Genomic DNA, 17203 nt, shown 5'->3' on the forward strand with positions numbered 1-17203 from the left:
ATCCATTTCCAATTCTATATAGCCAATATGGTACCATTTTAACAAAAAAACAAAAAAGAGACAGCATTATTACCGTCTCTTGTTAAAACTTTATCAAATCTAACTAAAAGCTTTTTATTTAACAATTTCTTAAGCAGAACGTTAAGCGTTATTTTTTGTTTTGAACAACCATCGAAATTTGACCAAATACAGACGTACGACTGCATTTTAATCAAATTATTGACGTTATTTTAAAGAAATTAGGGTATTTCGAAGCCATTTTTAGCTGGGATTCACTTTTTTAGACGCCGTTTTGCTGGCAATCATTTCCCTTGCATCTTTAATCTGCGCTTTATACTGGGTAGTTTTGATCGAGTTAGCCAGCCATTCTGCCGATTTTAAATCTCTTAAAGCAAGGGTAAAATCTTTCTTTTTGATTTTAACCTGAACAATGCCCAAAATTGATTCGATATAGGCATTGTTACTTTTTAACTGTTTGGCCAATATGCCCTGCTGGGTGTAAAACCACATCGATTGGGTGTATTTGGTATTGGCAAGGTAAACTTTGCCCAAAAGGCTGTAGGTATTCATTATCCCTGTACGGTTGCCCGTTTTAGAATAATTTTTTAACGCAACATTTAAGAGGATCTGTTCGGCATCACTGTAGCGGCCCAATTGGTAATGCATGCTGCTCATTTTAATGATTGCCTGCCCATACCTGTTGAAATTTTTTACCGAGTTGTATTCGAAAGCTGCTTTCCCAAATAAGGTTAAGGCTTCGTTATAATCACCTTTCCGCTCTAAATCTTCTGCTTCTTCAAAAAAAGAATTCCCATCTTCCAGGTCAAATTTAGATACCGCTATGTTGATCGCGCTACCTCCATTGGGTTCCTGGATTTCTGTTTTGTCTATGTTTTGAGCCTGAAGTTGTAACGATGCAAAAAGGCCGATTAAAGCCAGTACAATTTTGGTCATGCAACAAAAATAATACTTTAATTCTAATATCAGCTAAATACCTGTAAATTAACATCAAAAGATGCCCAAACCATGTAGGGATGCGAATCGCAGTGGTATACCTCGCCCTCAGCGGTAATGCCTACAACCCCTGCAAAGCCATCAAAAGCCTTTAATTCGGCAAAAGATTTATCTGATGCATCTTTTAAAGAAAAACCATCGGTAACACGCGTAACAATTTTGGCAGCCAAAGCACCGCTAACAATATCTTCGCCAACACCCGTGCATGAAATGCCTGCATATTGATTGGCATAATTACCTGCAACAGTTGCCGAATCACTTACCCGGCAGGGGATTTCGAAGCCTTTACCTCCGGTCGAAGTGGCTGCAGCTAAATTTCTTTCGGCATCAAGCGCCACACAACCTACCGTCCCCTTATTGTTTTTCTGGTTCAATTTGGCTTCGTATTCGGTCTGGCGTTGCGGTGTTATAGGGTTAAAATATCCGAAACCATTCTCACGGGCAAATTGCTGCGCACCATCGCCGCTTAAAACACGGTCATCGTAAGTTAAAAGATTCTGCGCAACCTCGATCGGGTTTTTAACATCCTCTACGTTGATTACGCCACTGAATTTTTCGGTTTTGCCATCCATTAAAGCAGCACTTAACCTTACTTTTCCATCACTTTGGATCTGCGAACCGATACCTGCATTAAACAACTCGTTATCTTCCAATAAAGCCACGGTATAAACCACAGTTTCTAAAGCGGTATGCGTTTTGAGATATTCGTGGCCTAGCGTAACAATCGACGCTAAAGCATCTTGTTTGGCCTTTTTTGTTTCCTGATTGGTAGACGATTCGCTAAAAAAGCCACCGTGTATGATGAGTTTCATTTTTTTAGTATCAAGATTTGAGTATTGAGATTCAAGTATCAAGGCTTAAGTATGAAGTATCAAGATATGAGACGTGAGATTTGAGACACTAGACCTTAAACCCTAAACCTTAAACCTTTTATTGGGTTGAAAAGTGGGATATGAGACACTAAACCTTACGCCTTACACCCTAAACCTTCTACCTTTTACCCTATATGAACAGCCTTCGGATGGTGGATCACCAAGCTATGGTCATTTAAATCATAAACATCGCCATCGCACATTACGTGTACCACCATGTTTTTTATCGAAACCGGTTGTCCCATTTCTACATCGGTTAAGTTGGTATCTGCCATATTGCGGCCATCAACCAAAATTACCATGCCTGAGCCAATGGCTTCCATGGTATGTCCGTCTGATATGAAAAGACCGGTATCTTCGCCAAGGCCAATACCCAAAATACCTGGATTGCTGGCTGCAGCATATAATAAACGGCCAATTCTGCCACGCTGAACAAAGTGTGTATCTACAATAACATCGTCGATAAAGCCTAAACCACCGGTAATTTTTACTTCGCCTTTAAGCAGGGCATCTTTACTGCTTCCCTGATAAATCATGTTTTTAGAACTTGCTGCTGCTCCGGCTGATGTACCCGCAATTACTACAGGCTCGTTCCTATATTTTTCGAGCAGGATCTGGTGGATTTTTGTACCGCCAAAAATAGAAGAAAGGCGGAGCTGGTCGCCACCGGTAAAAATAATTACCTCTGCTGCTTTGATACGTTCGTAGTTCTCATCCGAATTCGCTTCCTCACGGTTGGTAATATTTAAAACACCCAGGTTATGAACGTCCAGTTGTGCATAAGCTTTGATGTATTCTTCACCAACCTTTTCGGGCATTAATGATGCTGTAGTAATGATTTCGAAGCGCGATTGGGTATCCCTAACTGATTCGGTGGTAATCCGTTTTAAAATTCCACGCTCAAAAAAATTCATGTTTTCAGGCAGTCCAAATTGAGTTTCTGCGAAGCTACCAGTGTTTATTGCGCCACCTATGATGATGAGTTTACCTTTCGGAACCATTCCTTATGTATCTAATTGTATCAAAAAACCCAAATATATAGGCTTAAGATAAAAAACACGACTTTTTTTGTCAATAATATTCAATTTATTAACAAACGTTAAAATAATCTAACCTAAAATTAACATAATAGTGCTTGAAAATAAAACAAATAGGTGCTAAAATTGATTTACGTAAATAGGAGGCCTAATTTCAAAATAAATGCATATTTTACAGTCATCAATTTCATTCCCAAAATTGAGTTAAGAAGGCTTCCCCAATCCTTGTTTACGGCAAAAAAACTAACAAAATATTACATGAAGATATTAAACATACAAGTATTGAGAGGCCCTAATATTTGGTCGATCAACCGGAAGAAATTGATCCAGATGCGATTGGATCTGGAGGATTTGGAACAAAAACCAACCAATGTTATTGAGGGCTTTAGCGAGAGGATAGAAAAGCTTTTGCCAAGCATGTTCACGCACCGCTGCTCAAAAGGTGTTGAAGGTGGCTTTTTTACCCGCGTAAAAGAAGGCACCTGGATGGGGCATGTGATTGAGCACATTGCGCTGGAAATACAGACACTGGCAGGCATGGATACTGGTTTTGGTAGAACACGCATGACCAAAACCGAAGGTATTTATAACGTGGTTTTCAGTTACCTGGAAGAAAAAGTGGGTGTTTATTCGGCAGAAGCCGCAGTAAGAATCGCTGATGCTTTGATCAACAATGTTGAATATGATTTAGAGCACGATATCCGCAGGATGAAAGAAATCCGCGAATTGGAAGCTTTGGGCCCAAGTACAGCTTCAATTGTAGAAGAGGCGGTAAAGAGAAGTATTCCGTGGATCAGGTTGAACAAAAGTTCGTTGGTACAATTGGGTTATGGCAAAAACCAGGTCCGTTTTAGGGCCACTATGACCGAAAAAACCAGTAGCATTGCTGTTGATATCGCGAGTAATAAGGAAGAAACCAAACGTTTACTTACCGAAGCAGCCATTCCGGTAGCCTCGGGTGTAACCATTTCTAACCCTGATGACCTCGAAGCATCGGTTAATAAAGTTGGATTTCCACTGGTATTTAAACCTTTGGATGGCAACCACGGTAAAGGTGCAACCATTAACGTGAAAACGATGGAAGATGCGGTTGCGGCTTTTGAATATGCCAAAACCTATTCTAGAAAGGTGATTATTGAAAAATTTATCACCGGATATGATTTCCGTGTATTGGTGATTGATCATAAAGTGGTTGCAGCAGCACAGCGCGATCCGGCCCATGTAAGAGGCAACGGCATCCACACCATCCAGGAATTGATTGATAAGGAAAACGAAGATCCACGTCGCGGTTATGGTCACGAAAATGTGTTAACAGAAATCGCGGTTGACCGTGATACCTTGGATTTATTGGCCAAAAAAGAATATACTTTAGAAACCATTCCTGAAAAAGGGGAAATCGTTTACCTAAAATCGACTGCTAATTTAAGTACAGGTGGAACCTCGATTGATGTGACCGATATTGTACACCCACAGAATATTTTCATCTGCGAAAGGATTTCGAGGGTAATCGGACTGGATATCTGCGGTATCGATATTATGGCGCAGAACCTCACCCAGCCTTTAACCGAAAATGGTGGTGTGGTTTTAGAAGTTAATGCTGCTCCTGGTTTCAGGATGCACCTGGCACCAAGCGAAGGTTTACCACGCAACGTTGCGGCACCGGTAATCGATATGCTTTATCCGCAGGGTAAATTATCGCAGATCCCGATTATTGCCGTAACCGGAACCAACGGAAAAACCACCACTACGCGTTTAATTGCACATATTATACGTAGTAATGGTAAGCGTGTAGGTTTTACCACCAGCGATGGGGTGTATGTACACAATACCATGCTGATGAAGGGCGATACTACAGGCCCGGTTAGTGCCGAATTTATTTTAAAAGACCCAACGGTTGAGTTTGCCGTTTTAGAAACTGCCCGTGGCGGGATTTTAAGGGCAGGGTTGGGCTTTAATGCCTGCGATATCGGTGTGGTAACCAATATCCAGGAAGATCACCTGGGTATTTCTGATATTCATAACCTCGATGATTTAACCCGAGTTAAAGCCGTTGTAATTGGTGCAGTGCGCCGTAAAGGTTGGGCTGTATTAAATGCCGACAATGGTTATTGTGTGCGCATTGCGAAAGATGCCCGTTGTAATGTTGCTTATTTCAGCATGGACGAAAACAATCCGGTTATTAAAGAACATTGCCGTAAAGGCGGTATTGCAGCCATTTATGAGAACGGATTTATCACCATTAAAACCGGCGACTGGAAATTAAGGGTTGATAAAGCCACACATATTCCGTTAACTTTTGGCGGCTCGGTAAACTTTATGATCCAGAATGTACTTGCAGCTACTTTGGCCGCTTATTTATGGGGTTATAAACCTGAGGATATCCGCTTATCCTTAGAAACCTTTATCCCTTCAGCAGCACATACGCCCGGAAGAATGAACATTTTCAGGTTTAAGGACTTTAAGGTTTTGGTAGATTTTGCGCACAATCCTGATGGCTTTAACGGTGTGAAAGGCTTTTTGCAAGGTGTAGAAGCCACTGAGCATGTAGGAATTATTTCGGCAACAGGCGACAGGAGGGACGAGGATATTATGGAAACCGCCCGCATTTCGGCACAGATGTTTGACAAGATCTATGTTTGTCAGGAAAAATATTTACGTGGCAGAGCGCAGCAGGAACTGGTTGATCTGTTGGTAAGAGGTATTAAAGAGGTTGATCCCAATAAGGAGATCATTATCAACAATAAAAGTACCGAATGTTTAAGAATAGCGATTGAAACTGCTCAAAAAGGTTCTTATTTAACCATTTTAAGTAATACTATAGATAATACGATTCAGCGCGTTACCGAACATCTGGATAAGGAATTGGAGGCGTAAAATTTAAAAAGAAGCATCGTCACCCTGAATTTATTTCAGGGTCTAATAGATGCTGAAACAAGTTCAGCATGACGGAATTATATTATAAAAACCCTCCTTCAATTCATATATCGAAGGAGGGTTTTCCGTTTTTATATTTCACTCACTTATGCCTGTGTATCGCGCAATCTTTTGATTTCATCGTGTGACGTTCTTAAAGATGCTTTTTGATCAGAAATCAATTCCCTGATGTTTGCCGGAAGTTCTTCTTCTTCCAAAGCCATTTTATAACCATTCTGTGCAGCATCTTCACCAAATTCGCAGTTGTTCAAAACAGTTTTGCGGTCGTGACCGGTAAAGATGGCTTTTACATCCATCCAGGCCCTGTAAATTTTACCCGAATTGGTGGTTCCTGTTTCTACTTCTTCTCCAAGTGCGATTACCTCTGTTGCCAAAGCCAGTTTATATTTATGGCTTTCGTCGATCATATTTAGAAATAGCGTTTTCAGATCTGCATCACCGTCTTTCAGTTCGTGACGGGCTTTTTCATAACCTTCAATACGATCGTTATTAATCTGGATAAGGTCATTCAATACCTCTGCTGTTGCTGTTGTAATTTTCATGTTGTTATTTTTTATAGTTTCGATGTATAAAAGCAACACGAACGATCAAAAAAAGGTTTGTCATTTTTTCAATTGCTCACAACAGGAGGGAATATCAGGTCTATTTTTTCGAGAAATATTGGGCGAGTTTTTCTTTAACGAAACGGCGTACGCGGGTTACCATATTGCCTTTACGTTTGGTTAAGAAGGCCTTAATAGCTTTGTAGGCCACAGCATCTTCCGTAATCACGGTAGGAAACTCAACAATTGGCTTAGGGTTAATGATCACATTATAAATATCGTTTATACCCGAATGTACACCGGTTCCATCATGCCCGATGTTGTTGACCAACGATTGCGACGGGTTAAGTGTTAATCCTCCTTTTAAGAAAATTGAAGCATACCATCGGATGGCCCAGCTATTGTTTTTTCCTTTTTTGAATTCGAGCATCTGTTTCCAGAAATTCATTTTATTATCGATGGAAAAAGCAGCTTTTTTCTTTTTATCGAACTGTTTTAAAAGTACATCGATATCTGGTTCGAAGTTTTTCCAGGCCCTGCCCCAGGTGGCCCATCCCCAACTGGTGGCTGCCCTGTAAAAAAACGACTGCGGTAACTCTTCGGCTTTTAAAGGATACATATAAGCACCAATATGCATTACTTTTTCTTCTTCGCTATAACGGTTTAAAGCCTCGTTAAAATAATGCAGGGTATGCGGAGAGGTTACCAGATCATCTTCAAAAACAATTACCTGATCGTACTCTTCTATTAACTGCGTTACCCCAGCAATTACAGAATTAGCCAGCCCGGCATTATCTTTTCTTTCGATTACTTTAACAGATTTAAAACCCTTCGTTTTATTGATGATTTTCCTCACAGCAGCAACATTTTCATCATCGCGTATACTTTTTGCCCCATCAGAAAAAATGTACAAATGGCTTTCGGCAGCCAGTTCATTCTGCTGAAGGAATTTTAACGTACGCTCGGTATGCTGCGGACGGTTATATACGAAAAGTGCTATGGGAGCAAGGTTTTGCATGTTGTTTTATTTCATTATTAGAACGTCATCTCGACCGTAGCACAGTGAAGTGGAGAGATCTGCCTCGAGATAGATTTCTCGGCTTCATTACATTCCGCTCGAAATGACGACCAGAGTTGAATTCTGCCCGAAATAACGGCAACTCTAGTAATACGCTTTAATATACTAAAATATCTGGAGGTTATGATCTGATTTTTTGGTTAATACGGTATAGGCATTCGCAAACTGTTCCTGTTTTTTTCTTCCGAATAAATTACCCAAAGTTTTTTTGATGCGGTATTCCAATTCGATTTTTAAGTTTTTGGTAAACGTTTTTGGTGCCTTTCTGTTGATAAATTCATTAAATTTTACGGTTTCGGTTGCCGTCATCGAAACTTTATCCTCTAAAATCTCTAATCCTTCACTCTGCAACAGGAACCTTAATGATGTTGGCGTATACATATTGATATGCCCATAGTCTAAAAAGTGTTTCATCCTTTGATCTACACCATAACGGTAATCTTTAGGCACCTCAACCACAATATATTTAGCAACCCTTTTTAATTCGCGGATCAAAATCCGTTCATGTTCTACATGTTCTAAAACATGCGCAAGGATGATCAGATCGAAGCTATCATCTCCGTAAGGAATTTTATAACCATCAAAAGTCTGTGCTTCTTTTAAGCTAGCAAGGTTACGGTCTTTAATAATGTCGACACCACTTTGTGCAATTTCCAAGGCATAAAGTTCGGGTGCAAAATGCCACTCGTTTAAAAAATGTAGTATACTGCCGTCGCCGGCTCCAACCTCAAGTACTTTTTTGGGTTTAAGTCCTTTGCAAACGTCAACAATATTCTGGGCTTTATATTTGGCACCGAGCATCCGCCAGGCCACATCGCTGTTGGTATAAAAATTATCGTAGGCTGTTTTTACTTCTTCGCTTAGCATGGTTCCAACTGTATTAAATACCTAAACAATTATCCTGTTTATAAAAAACCGAAGTTGCCTTTTCATAAAAAAGTCCCGGTGAAATACCGCTAAAGCTAATTTCTTTGAAACCCTGCTCTTTCAACAGTACACGGGCGGGATGGTACACTTCGCGTTCACTATCGTCCAAAACCAACACGCCGTTTGATGAAAGGGCTGCCACACTATACTTACAACAATTTACACGGTCGCGGCCATCAACAATAATAATATCGAATTTTTTATTGAGCAAAGTTGCCTTTTTAGCATACTCACCATCTTTTTCCAATTGGCAGAAAATCATTTCGGCATTGGCCGGACTCGTATTTTTAACCTTATCGTGCCATCCTTTATCGTGTTCAACAGAGGTTACTGAGCCAGCACGTTCTGCATAAAAGATGGTAGAATTACCTGAACCATATTCGAAAATATGCTGGCTTTTGTTTATCCGTTCTTTAATAAAGTCGATAAAAGAATAGGTTACCCAGGGCAATGCTTTTCCCTTGCCATCTACGGCCTGTTTTTTATCAAAAGCAGTAAACCAGCCAATGCTGTTCAGGTAGCCTTTATGTCCGTATGATAATAATGCCTTCAGCCTGTTTGGCTTGGCAATTAATGTGCTTAATGCTTTAAGAGTACTCAAAGTTTAAATATTTTTTGAAATGCTGTGACCAAAAATAATGATTTTAACATCATTATACCCTGTTTACGAAGTTTAGGTATAAATAGTATAAAAAAGGCAGAAAAAAAGTAGGCAATTACTGTTGCTACCGCTGTGCCCATCATGCCCATTTTTGGAATGAGTATAATATTTAAGATAATATTTACAACCGCACCAATACCTGTACGGATAAAAGTTAAACGACCGAAATTTTCTGCAATCAAATACTGACCGCTAGCCACACCAAGAAATATAAAAGCTGAGCCCCAAACATGAACAGACAAAACAGGCGCGGCCTCTGCATACTCGGGTTTAAAATAACTATAAATAAAAGGAGAGGCCAGCGTTATAAAAATTGCGAAACTTAAACTTAACCAAACCATTAAATCGTACAGGTTCTGAAGTCTTTTCTGATACCTTTCCTGATCGTCTCTCCTTGCGTTTAAAATTGCGGGAAAAAGTGAAGAAACAATTGCCACCGGAACAAAATTTAAGGCTTCGCTAAAGTTTACTACGGTTGCATAAGCACCGGCTTCTGACGTCCCTCTTGATCCCAAGATCTGTTTCAGCATAATCTGATCAATTTTCATATAGATCGATACCATTATCCCAGAAATGATCAATGGCCACGAAAGAGAGAAAAGTTTCTTTGCCAGTTCTTTTTCAAATTTCCAGTTTAAAATATTCCTGCCATGTCTATTATACGTAATGATATAGCCTACCGAAAGCAAAATGGTATCGAAAAGGAAAGCAAAAAAGAAATAACTTATCGGCGAATGGGTAAATATCAAAACGATTTTAATCAGTGCAGAAATCAGATTACCGATAATCTGCACCTGCATGATGTATTTTGATTTTACTTCAGACTGGAAATAAGAATCGATAACAGTAAACGACTGAAAAACCCCAATAAATGAAAGCAGCAGGATAAATTCGTACTGTATGTCTTGTAAGGGATAAATTAACCATGCCAATCCAATTAAGGGGATGCAGGTAAAACCGGCAAAAGTTTTAAGCCAAAATGCTGTTCCTAAAATCTGATCTCTTTTTTTCGGAAAATGGTGAAGTTCTTTAACGATAAACTGATCCAATCCTAAGCCCGCTAATGCAGCAAACAGGAAAACATAAGCTATAGAAGTTGTGAGGATACCATTTCCATAAGACAACAGGTAGTTGGCAACCGCAATATTGGTTAACATTTTAATTCCTAAACTGCCAACTTTCCCAATCAGGAGCATTCCGGTATTTTTGAAATACTTTTTTAATGCTTCTTCGTTAAAACCTTTTATGGCGGGTAATTTCATTAACGCAAAGATGTAAAAAAATGCGCGTTAAGTATGGTATCCTAAATTCAAATTATTTTTGGCCCATTCCTGACGATCAGCCTTCGCTTTTTGTTTCCAATACTTTGCTTTCTGTTGCTTTAGTTTCAGGCACAGGCGTTGGTGCAGGATTTACAACGGGGGCAGGCTTGCTATTTAACGGTGCGCCAACGGCAAGGTCACATCTGTGGTTTGGCTGACCATGCGGCGGATTTAAACCTTTAGCTACTTTTACAGCCGATACCTGTGTAACTGCAGGTTGGGTAGTGGTAACCACCTGTGTAGGTTTGCTATCTAAAGGTGCACCCACTGCAATATCACACCTGTGACCGGGTTCGCCATGTTTAGGGTTTAATTTTTTGCCCGAGGTATTAACAACAGCAACCGCAGGAGCAGGCGTTGGTACAGGCTGTGGATTAGCATTTTGTTGCGGTTGCACACCTGCCGTTTGATTTAACGGGGCACCAACAGCTAAGGCACAGGTATGTCCGGGCTGGCCATGTGGCGGATTAAAAATCAGGTTGCTTTTTGTATTTTGTACTACAGGCTGAACAGGATTGCTTTTTTGCAGCCCCTGTAAACCGGTAGGCGTAGCGATCATTGCCTGGGTATTTTCTTTCTTTTCGTTACTGTTACAGGCACAAAGCAGCGCAACAGCCAACAGGTAAAAAGCATATTTCATGAGCATTGGGATTAGGTTTACCCAAATATGGCAAAATTAATCTAGGCCTGAAAGCTCTTTTCTATTCTTTCCAACTGTTTTAGGTGGTGTTTTAAATGGATTTCGATAAACCTAAGCCATTGTTTAGCATTTAAATAGCCTAATCGTGGGTGTTTGGTTTTGCAATTGGCTTTCGCATTGGCAATTAACGGATAATATTCGTCCAAAGCTTTTTCTACCGTTAAAATAAAATCGGAGGCTTCTGTTTTGCTTATCTTTTTAACGCGCTCAGCCAGCCGTTTAGGTACTTTATATTTTTGTGCAGGCGGAAAGGCCCCAAAAAACAAAATCAGTTTTACAACGAAATGTGTGGGTCTGTCTTCTCCTTTTCCGGTAGCTGCATGCGAGAGTGCAATTAATGAAAGCAGGCTCGAATCAAAAATATGGGAATATACTTCGCTGTAGCTCCAACCCGAAATAGGCGGGGTAGTTTGAAAAATCTCTTCCGGGTATTGGGATAATTTAAATTTATAGGCATCGATAATCTGCATTACCGATGCCTTAACTTTTGCAGCCGTCATTTAATAAAGATAGGCCGAATTACTGTTTCTCCAAGTATTTTAAGAAATCATCTTTATTGGAAGGAAAAACAAAAATATCAGATAAAGTAAAATAGTTCTGTGGATCGGCTACATTCTTATAAAGGTTTGTGGCCACCTTTAAGCGCTGATCATCAAAATTGAAAGATTTTAAAAGGATCCTGACCTGGGCACTTAGCAATGATGAATTTTTGGTTACCACGTTGATCATTCTCAACCGGCCATCATCAAAATTCTCCCTTCTGTACTGAACTAAAAAAGCCTGAAAAGCATCTTCTGAAAGTAACCTATAACTCAACTCGGGCTGCGGCAGAACCGGCGGAACAATACCGGTATTGTAATCTCCGGTATAACCATCAAAATCGTTAAGTGCGTACTGCCTATTACGGTAAATATTCAATTGTTTTAGCGTATTCAGCCTCCTGTTATCCAAACTTAAAATCAACCGTTGTTCTGGAATAACCCTGATCTGTTGTTTTAAGATTACGGTATTGCCCTGAATAATGGATAGTGTTGGTGCAGAATTGTATACATCGTAAAAACGGAACCTGCCATTGGAAGAAGCAACGAGTTCATCGTCTAAATATACATTGTACTTACCTGGATTAACGATCTGAAGGAAAACTTCGGCAGACCGACGGTTGTTTTGGGCGAAACTTAGGGTAGCAAAAAGCATTGCCAATCCTAAAAAGATGGTTGTTTTCATCATTGTTTAGTGTTTTTTAAAGGCGATGAAGCTATCATAATCCTGAGTTTCGTTAACTCATTTGAATTTGCCAGGATTATGATGGTTTCATTTAATTAAGGTTTCATTTGTGTGTGTTTTGTAATAATGCCAAACAAGTGCCAAAACCAAACAAAAAAGGTTAAGATTAAAAAAGTTTCAATAATTCTTCCAAATGAACAATTTCCTGTTTTACATCTTCAGGTTTTTCTTTTTGTAAGGGATTAAAAAAGATGGCTTCCATCCCAAAATTCAACGCACCGTAAATATCGGCCTCCAGGCTATCACCGATCATAATACTTTCATGTTTTAAGGCTTTTGCCTTATCCAGCGCATATTCAAAAATGATCGGGTTCGGTTTATTTACACCCACATCTTCGGAAATAATTACATTTTCGAAATAAGGATTAAGGTTAGAAAGGTTCATTTTGGTTAAAGTAGTCTCTTTAAACCCGTTAGAAATGATGTGCAGTGTATATTTTTGTTGCAAATAGGCCAATACATTTTGTGCTCCTTCGAACAGATTGGTTTTGGTGGGCGAAATATCTACATAATCAGCCTCGAATTGATGTGGAACAGCATCGGGATGAATGCCCAACTGGATAAATGTTTTACTAAAACGCTCCGACCTTAAAAAATCCTTTGTGATCTTGCCCAAATGATAATCCGCCCATAACTGATGATTGTTTTCGGTATAGGTAGAGATAAAATCGGCGCATGATTTAAGACCAAGTTCATCCAGTTTATAAGTATGGTAAAGCTCGTTTAAAGTTTCTTCGGCATTACGATCGAAATCCCAAATGGTATGATCGAGATCGAAGAAAATATGTTTTTTCATTTGTGATGATTTTCCACAAAGGTAGACTATTGATTTTTGACCTGAAAGTTTGAGATTAATTAATGATTGAAAAATGGTGTACGTTAAACATCGACAAATTTTAATAAAATTGCCGTCATCTCGACCGTAACGTAGTGGAGCGGAGAGATCTATCTCGAGACAGATTTAGCTTCGCTGAGCACTTCGTGGTTCTCGACTACGCTCGAAATGACGACCTCTTGGTGGAAACAATATTTAAAAATTGAAATAAATTTTAATTACAAATACCCTTCCACTTTTGCTCTAATCTCCTCAATAAGTTCTTCATCCATATACTGGTAATCGTCGGGAATATCCAGCGTGATGATTTCCTTTTCATTACTTTCATCCGCAAAACGTTCTGTAATTCTTTGTTTATGCTTTTTCTCCATTACAAAAATCAAATCGGCCCAAACAATCAGTTTGGCATTGATTTTAATCCTTGCCGAAGGTTCGGTACCTGCAGAGCGTACTTGATGATCGGGGTGGTTTTTATATATGGTTTCGGCAGTAGCACTGCGCCATTTATTCCTGCTGCATACAAAGAGGATATTCATTTTGCGTAAGAGATGTGAGACTTTGGACTAAAGACTTCAGACTAAGGACTAAACTTTTTCCCCATAAGCCAGGTCGCCCGCATCTCCAAGTCCGGGAACGATGTACGATTTGCTGGTCATTTCTTCATCAATGGCACCAACCCATATTTTCGCATTTGGTAAATTGGCACGTACGTGCGTAACGCCTTCCGTACTGGCTATTGCGGCAACGATATGAAGTTCTTCAATTTTGTATTGGTTAATCAGTTCCTTGCAGCACATTACCATACTTTGTCCGGTTGCCAGCATGGGGTCGGCCATAATCAGCACTTTACCATCCAAATTAGGCGTCGAAATATAATCCATCTGGATCACAAAATCGCCGCTCTTCTCTACCTTTCTATAAGCTGAAATAAAACAGCATTCGGCCCGGTCGAAAATATTAAGTAAACCTTGCTGCAGAGGTAGTCCTGCCCTGAGTATCGTTGCCAGAACGGGCTGTTGTGCCAAAACTTCGCAAGTGGATACACCCAGCGGAGTGGTGATTTCTTTTGCGGTATATTTTAAACTTTTACTGATTTCGTAGGCAAAAAATTCTCCCAGCCTTTCCAGATTTTTACGGAAGCGCATGGAGTCTTTCTGGATATTTTCATCCCGAAGCTCGGCAATAAAGGTATTGGCAATAGATTTTGTTTTGCTTAAATCAAAAATCATCTTTCTTATTTTTCGGATCTTATAGGATTAATTTTAACCACAGATAAACACGGATTTTATTTCTTTGCACACCCGCCCAGTCTTAACGGTTAAATTTAGCAATTTTCAGGTGGATAATTTTTAAAAAATCAGTTTCCTGCGTAATTGAGCATTTCGACAAACAGCGATCTTAATTTCCTGTATTTGGGATGATCCGATAAACTTTTTAAACTCCAGCTGCTGTAAAAAGTACCATTTACCACTTTTACAGCATCGATATATTGGTGAAGGGTTTTTGTAGCCGACTGAGTGGCTAAATATTGAAGAATATAATCGGTTAAACAATAAGAATTTACAACTAAAGGTGTCACTTTTTCGAGCTGGAGATCGTACCAGTTAAAGGGGGTACAGGTACCTGCCCTAAAACCGGGCTCATTGTTATAACCCATAGAATAATCGGCAGTAATGCCTGAATTAAGGATATTTAAATAACAGATCGGAAATTTTAGCACTTCTAACTGCTGGCTGGTTAAAGGAATGGCAACCGGGTGTATTTTCTTTAATTTAACCAATCCTTCCTTAATTTCGGCCATTTTCTGTTTATCGCTGGCACAGGGTCTAAACAGCCCCAACGATCGGTCATCAGAATTTTTAGAAACGCCGTTAATTTTGATATAATCCATCGGCACCTCAGGAAAACCGACAAAATAAAGCGGGCTGTTTTTTTTAGCGATAGTTAGTTTATTTACACTTTCCAACACTTGTTCATTGTTGATCCCAACTCCGGTAAGCCTGTCGAATTTAGCACTCAGGTAATTGTTTTCCTTTTTAAAAAGAGCACTAAAAACGAATCTGGTTTGGTTTATGAAGCCCTTTGGCACACTTGGCAACATATTGAAATGAATGGTAGGCTGTTGCCGGAATTTCTTTTCATGAAACTTAAAGCTTGGATACTTCTTTTTAATGATGCTTTTAACCATCAATGCCCACTCATCAATAACCGGTTTATCCAAAACCTTCCACTTATGCTGCAAGCTTTTTGCCGGCTTAAATTCTTCTTCCGTTTTTTTCTGATGGAGATATTCCTCGTACCTGCTCACCATAAAAAAAGCAGCGGCGAAAACATCAAAGGGCAAAGCAGAGTCTTCAACCGGAAAAGGAGCCTGATATCCGCCAAAAGAAATGGTTTTCAGTTTAATTTCTTCCAGTTTATTGGAGAAAAGCAAAGCTGTACTTTTAAAAAAAAGCTCATCACCAATGGGCTGTTCACCATAACTGATCTTTACCTGTGGGCATTGCAAAAAATACTGGCTATTGCCTGTAAATTCAACTTCGGTTTTAAGGATGTCCTTAAAAATAAAATTGAAAATATACTTTATCCGGGGCGTTAATATATTGGAGAAGATGATTAGATGCATAACTTATTTTAACAAGCAGGATTAAAAAAAAGATGACAAGAAATATTCCTCAGCTAATATTAACTTATAATACCGCCTATTAAAATTAACGGTAATTTAACATTGAACCGTTATCTAATACAAAAATTACAATTAAAAGTTTGCTATAAACTTCTTTTCAGGGTAAAGTATCTTGGTACTTTTACGCACATTACCTTTCACCACATGCACGATACTCATCTGATCATCAAACATATCGTATAAAATGGTATCATTAACCTCCACAGATTTTATAGCGGCGATTTTTTCAACCTCAAGGTAAATGTTAGTGGCTTCATGATCGATTTCGAAACCGATGTAGTTCAGTGTAACAGCTTTCCCGTTGGCCTTTAGCTGCAGATGGCTGAGCAGGTATTTTTTAACCAGTTCATCCATCGTGGTTTTCATGTTTGGACTGCTTAAATCAGTTTTCTGCTTATATAGTTTGGCTAAAATAGCTTCGAAATCATCCGAAAAAATCCGGCAGCTTACTTCAAGGGTTTTATCCTTCGCATTAAAATTTACCTCTGTTGTACTTACATGTAAAGGATGTTTTATTCCGGCTTTAACAGAAAAAAAAGTACAGCATAAAAGAAGGAAGATATATTTTAATCTACTCATGGATATTTTGATGTTATGATAAACAAAGTTAAGATTTAAAGATCAAATGAAATAATGACAAGAAACAGCCCAAAAATCAGTAACAAATTTGGTATTTATGGTTTTACCTGAGGAATATTTGGACTTTTTGCAATTAAAAACATAATTTTAAGCTTTACAATCTATTTTAACCGCAATAGTTAGCTTATTATTTCATGCCATTACAGGATTTTATCTTTTATTTTAAATTAGGTTGGGAGCATATTATTAGCGCCGATGCTTTAGATCATCAGCTTTTTATTTTAGCATTGGTTGCCATTTACAGTTACCACAATTTAAAACAGGTACTGATATTGGTTACCGCTTTTACCATTGGCCATTCGCTAACATTGTTTTTAAGTGTTTCGGATATCATCAGATTTGAAAGTAAATGGGTCGAATTTTTAATCCCATGCACCATTGTAATTACAGCGGTAAGCAATCTGTTCAGGAAGAATTTTTCATTAAAATCGGTTAAAATCAACTACTTTCTGGCCCTGGGTTTCGGGTTGATCCACGGCATGGGTTTCGCCAATTCGATCAGGATCATGCTGGCAAAAGACCAGAACATTGGCTGGGGACTGTTCGGCTTTAACGTTGGGCTTGAGGCAGGGCAGATTTTTATGGTTTTTATTATTTTATTGATTACCTTTTTTATCTTTAATTATACCCGGATTAAACGCATTAGCTGGGTTTTATTTGTATCGGCAGGCG

Annotated in this window: 18 protein-coding genes; 2 read left to right on the forward strand and 16 right to left on the reverse strand. The window is 39.1% G+C overall.

Features of this window, described 5'->3' with window-relative positions; translation table 11 throughout:
* Nucleotides 1-261: 261 nt before the first annotated feature.
* The 3 genes from B2V92_RS24965 to B2V92_RS24975 form a co-directional block, all read right to left on the reverse strand.
* Nucleotides 262-954, reverse strand: a complete 693-nt coding sequence (locus B2V92_RS24965; RefSeq protein WP_293313223.1) for a hypothetical protein — start codon at nt 952-954, stop codon at nt 262-264.
* A 29-nt stretch (nt 955-983) separates the two neighbouring features.
* Nucleotides 984-1826, reverse strand: a complete 843-nt coding sequence (locus B2V92_RS24970) for an isoaspartyl peptidase/L-asparaginase (protein ID WP_293313225.1) — start codon at nt 1824-1826, stop codon at nt 984-986.
* A 185-nt stretch (nt 1827-2011) separates the two neighbouring features.
* Nucleotides 2012-2887, reverse strand: a complete 876-nt coding sequence (locus tag B2V92_RS24975; protein WP_293313227.1) for a cyanophycinase — start codon at nt 2885-2887, stop codon at nt 2012-2014.
* A gap of 294 nt (nt 2888-3181) precedes the next feature.
* Here B2V92_RS24975 and cphA point away from each other — a divergent pair, with 294 nt between their 5' ends.
* Entirely contained in the window at nt 3182-5797 is a 2616-nt protein-coding gene (gene cphA, locus B2V92_RS24980) for a cyanophycin synthetase (protein WP_293313229.1), read from the forward strand.
* Nucleotides 5798-5943: 146 nt separating this feature from the next.
* Here the strand turns inward: cphA and B2V92_RS24985 are convergent, their stop codons facing one another.
* From B2V92_RS24985 to B2V92_RS25045, 13 genes are all read right to left on the reverse strand, one after another.
* Nucleotides 5944-6399, reverse strand: coding sequence for a PA2169 family four-helix-bundle protein (locus B2V92_RS24985; RefSeq protein WP_293313231.1), 456 nt, complete (start codon nt 6397-6399; stop codon nt 5944-5946).
* Between the two features lie 100 nt (nt 6400-6499).
* On the reverse strand, nt 6500-7417 hold the full coding sequence (locus B2V92_RS24990) for a sugar transferase (protein WP_293313232.1): 918 nt from the start codon (nt 7415-7417) through the stop codon (nt 6500-6502).
* A gap of 165 nt (nt 7418-7582) precedes the next feature.
* Nucleotides 7583-8344 (reverse strand): class I SAM-dependent methyltransferase, encoded by a 762-nt coding sequence (locus B2V92_RS24995; RefSeq protein WP_293313233.1) that lies wholly within the window; start codon nt 8342-8344, stop codon nt 7583-7585.
* Nucleotides 8345-8357: 13 nt separating this feature from the next.
* A complete protein-coding gene (locus tag B2V92_RS25000; protein WP_293313235.1) occupies nt 8358-9005 on the reverse strand; it encodes an FkbM family methyltransferase in 648 nt (215 codons plus the stop codon).
* Nucleotides 9002-10327, reverse strand: a complete 1326-nt coding sequence (locus B2V92_RS25005) for a flippase (protein ID WP_293313237.1) — start codon at nt 10325-10327, stop codon at nt 9002-9004. The genes B2V92_RS25000 and B2V92_RS25005 overlap by 4 nt, the downstream gene beginning before the upstream one ends.
* Before the next feature lie 76 nt (nt 10328-10403).
* Nucleotides 10404-11027 (reverse strand): hypothetical protein, encoded by a 624-nt coding sequence (locus tag B2V92_RS25010; RefSeq protein ID WP_293313238.1) that lies wholly within the window; start codon nt 11025-11027, stop codon nt 10404-10406.
* A 41-nt stretch (nt 11028-11068) separates the two neighbouring features.
* A complete protein-coding gene (locus tag B2V92_RS25015) occupies nt 11069-11587 on the reverse strand; it encodes a DinB family protein (protein ID WP_293313240.1) in 519 nt (172 codons plus the stop codon).
* Between the two features lie 19 nt (nt 11588-11606).
* On the reverse strand, nt 11607-12314 hold the full coding sequence (locus B2V92_RS25020) for a DUF4476 domain-containing protein (protein WP_293313242.1): 708 nt from the start codon (nt 12312-12314) through the stop codon (nt 11607-11609).
* 163 nt (nt 12315-12477) lie between these two features.
* Nucleotides 12478-13167 (reverse strand): YjjG family noncanonical pyrimidine nucleotidase, encoded by a 690-nt coding sequence (locus B2V92_RS25025; RefSeq protein WP_293313244.1) that lies wholly within the window; start codon nt 13165-13167, stop codon nt 12478-12480.
* A gap of 257 nt (nt 13168-13424) precedes the next feature.
* Nucleotides 13425-13742, reverse strand: coding sequence for a low molecular weight protein tyrosine phosphatase family protein (locus B2V92_RS25030; protein WP_293313246.1), 318 nt, complete (start codon nt 13740-13742; stop codon nt 13425-13427).
* 48 nt (nt 13743-13790) lie between these two features.
* On the reverse strand, nt 13791-14435 hold the full coding sequence (upp, locus tag B2V92_RS25035) for a uracil phosphoribosyltransferase (protein WP_293313248.1): 645 nt from the start codon (nt 14433-14435) through the stop codon (nt 13791-13793).
* A 128-nt stretch (nt 14436-14563) separates the two neighbouring features.
* Entirely contained in the window at nt 14564-15832 is a 1269-nt protein-coding gene (locus tag B2V92_RS25040) for a DUF7033 domain-containing protein (RefSeq protein WP_293313250.1), read from the reverse strand.
* Between the two features lie 132 nt (nt 15833-15964).
* The gene (locus B2V92_RS25045) at nt 15965-16471 is read right to left on the reverse strand and encodes a DUF6702 family protein (protein WP_293313252.1); all 507 of its coding nucleotides are present in this window, start codon (nt 16469-16471) and stop codon (nt 15965-15967) included.
* Nucleotides 16472-16665: 194 nt separating this feature from the next.
* Between B2V92_RS25045 and B2V92_RS25050 the strand changes: the two genes are divergently transcribed.
* A partial coding sequence (locus tag B2V92_RS25050) for a HupE/UreJ family protein (RefSeq protein ID WP_293313254.1) occupies nt 16666-17203 on the forward strand: 538 nt, incomplete at its 3' end.

It is taken from the genome of Pedobacter sp. UBA5917 (assembly GCF_002432345.1).
Lineage (GTDB): Bacteria > Bacteroidota > Bacteroidia > Sphingobacteriales > Sphingobacteriaceae > Pedobacter.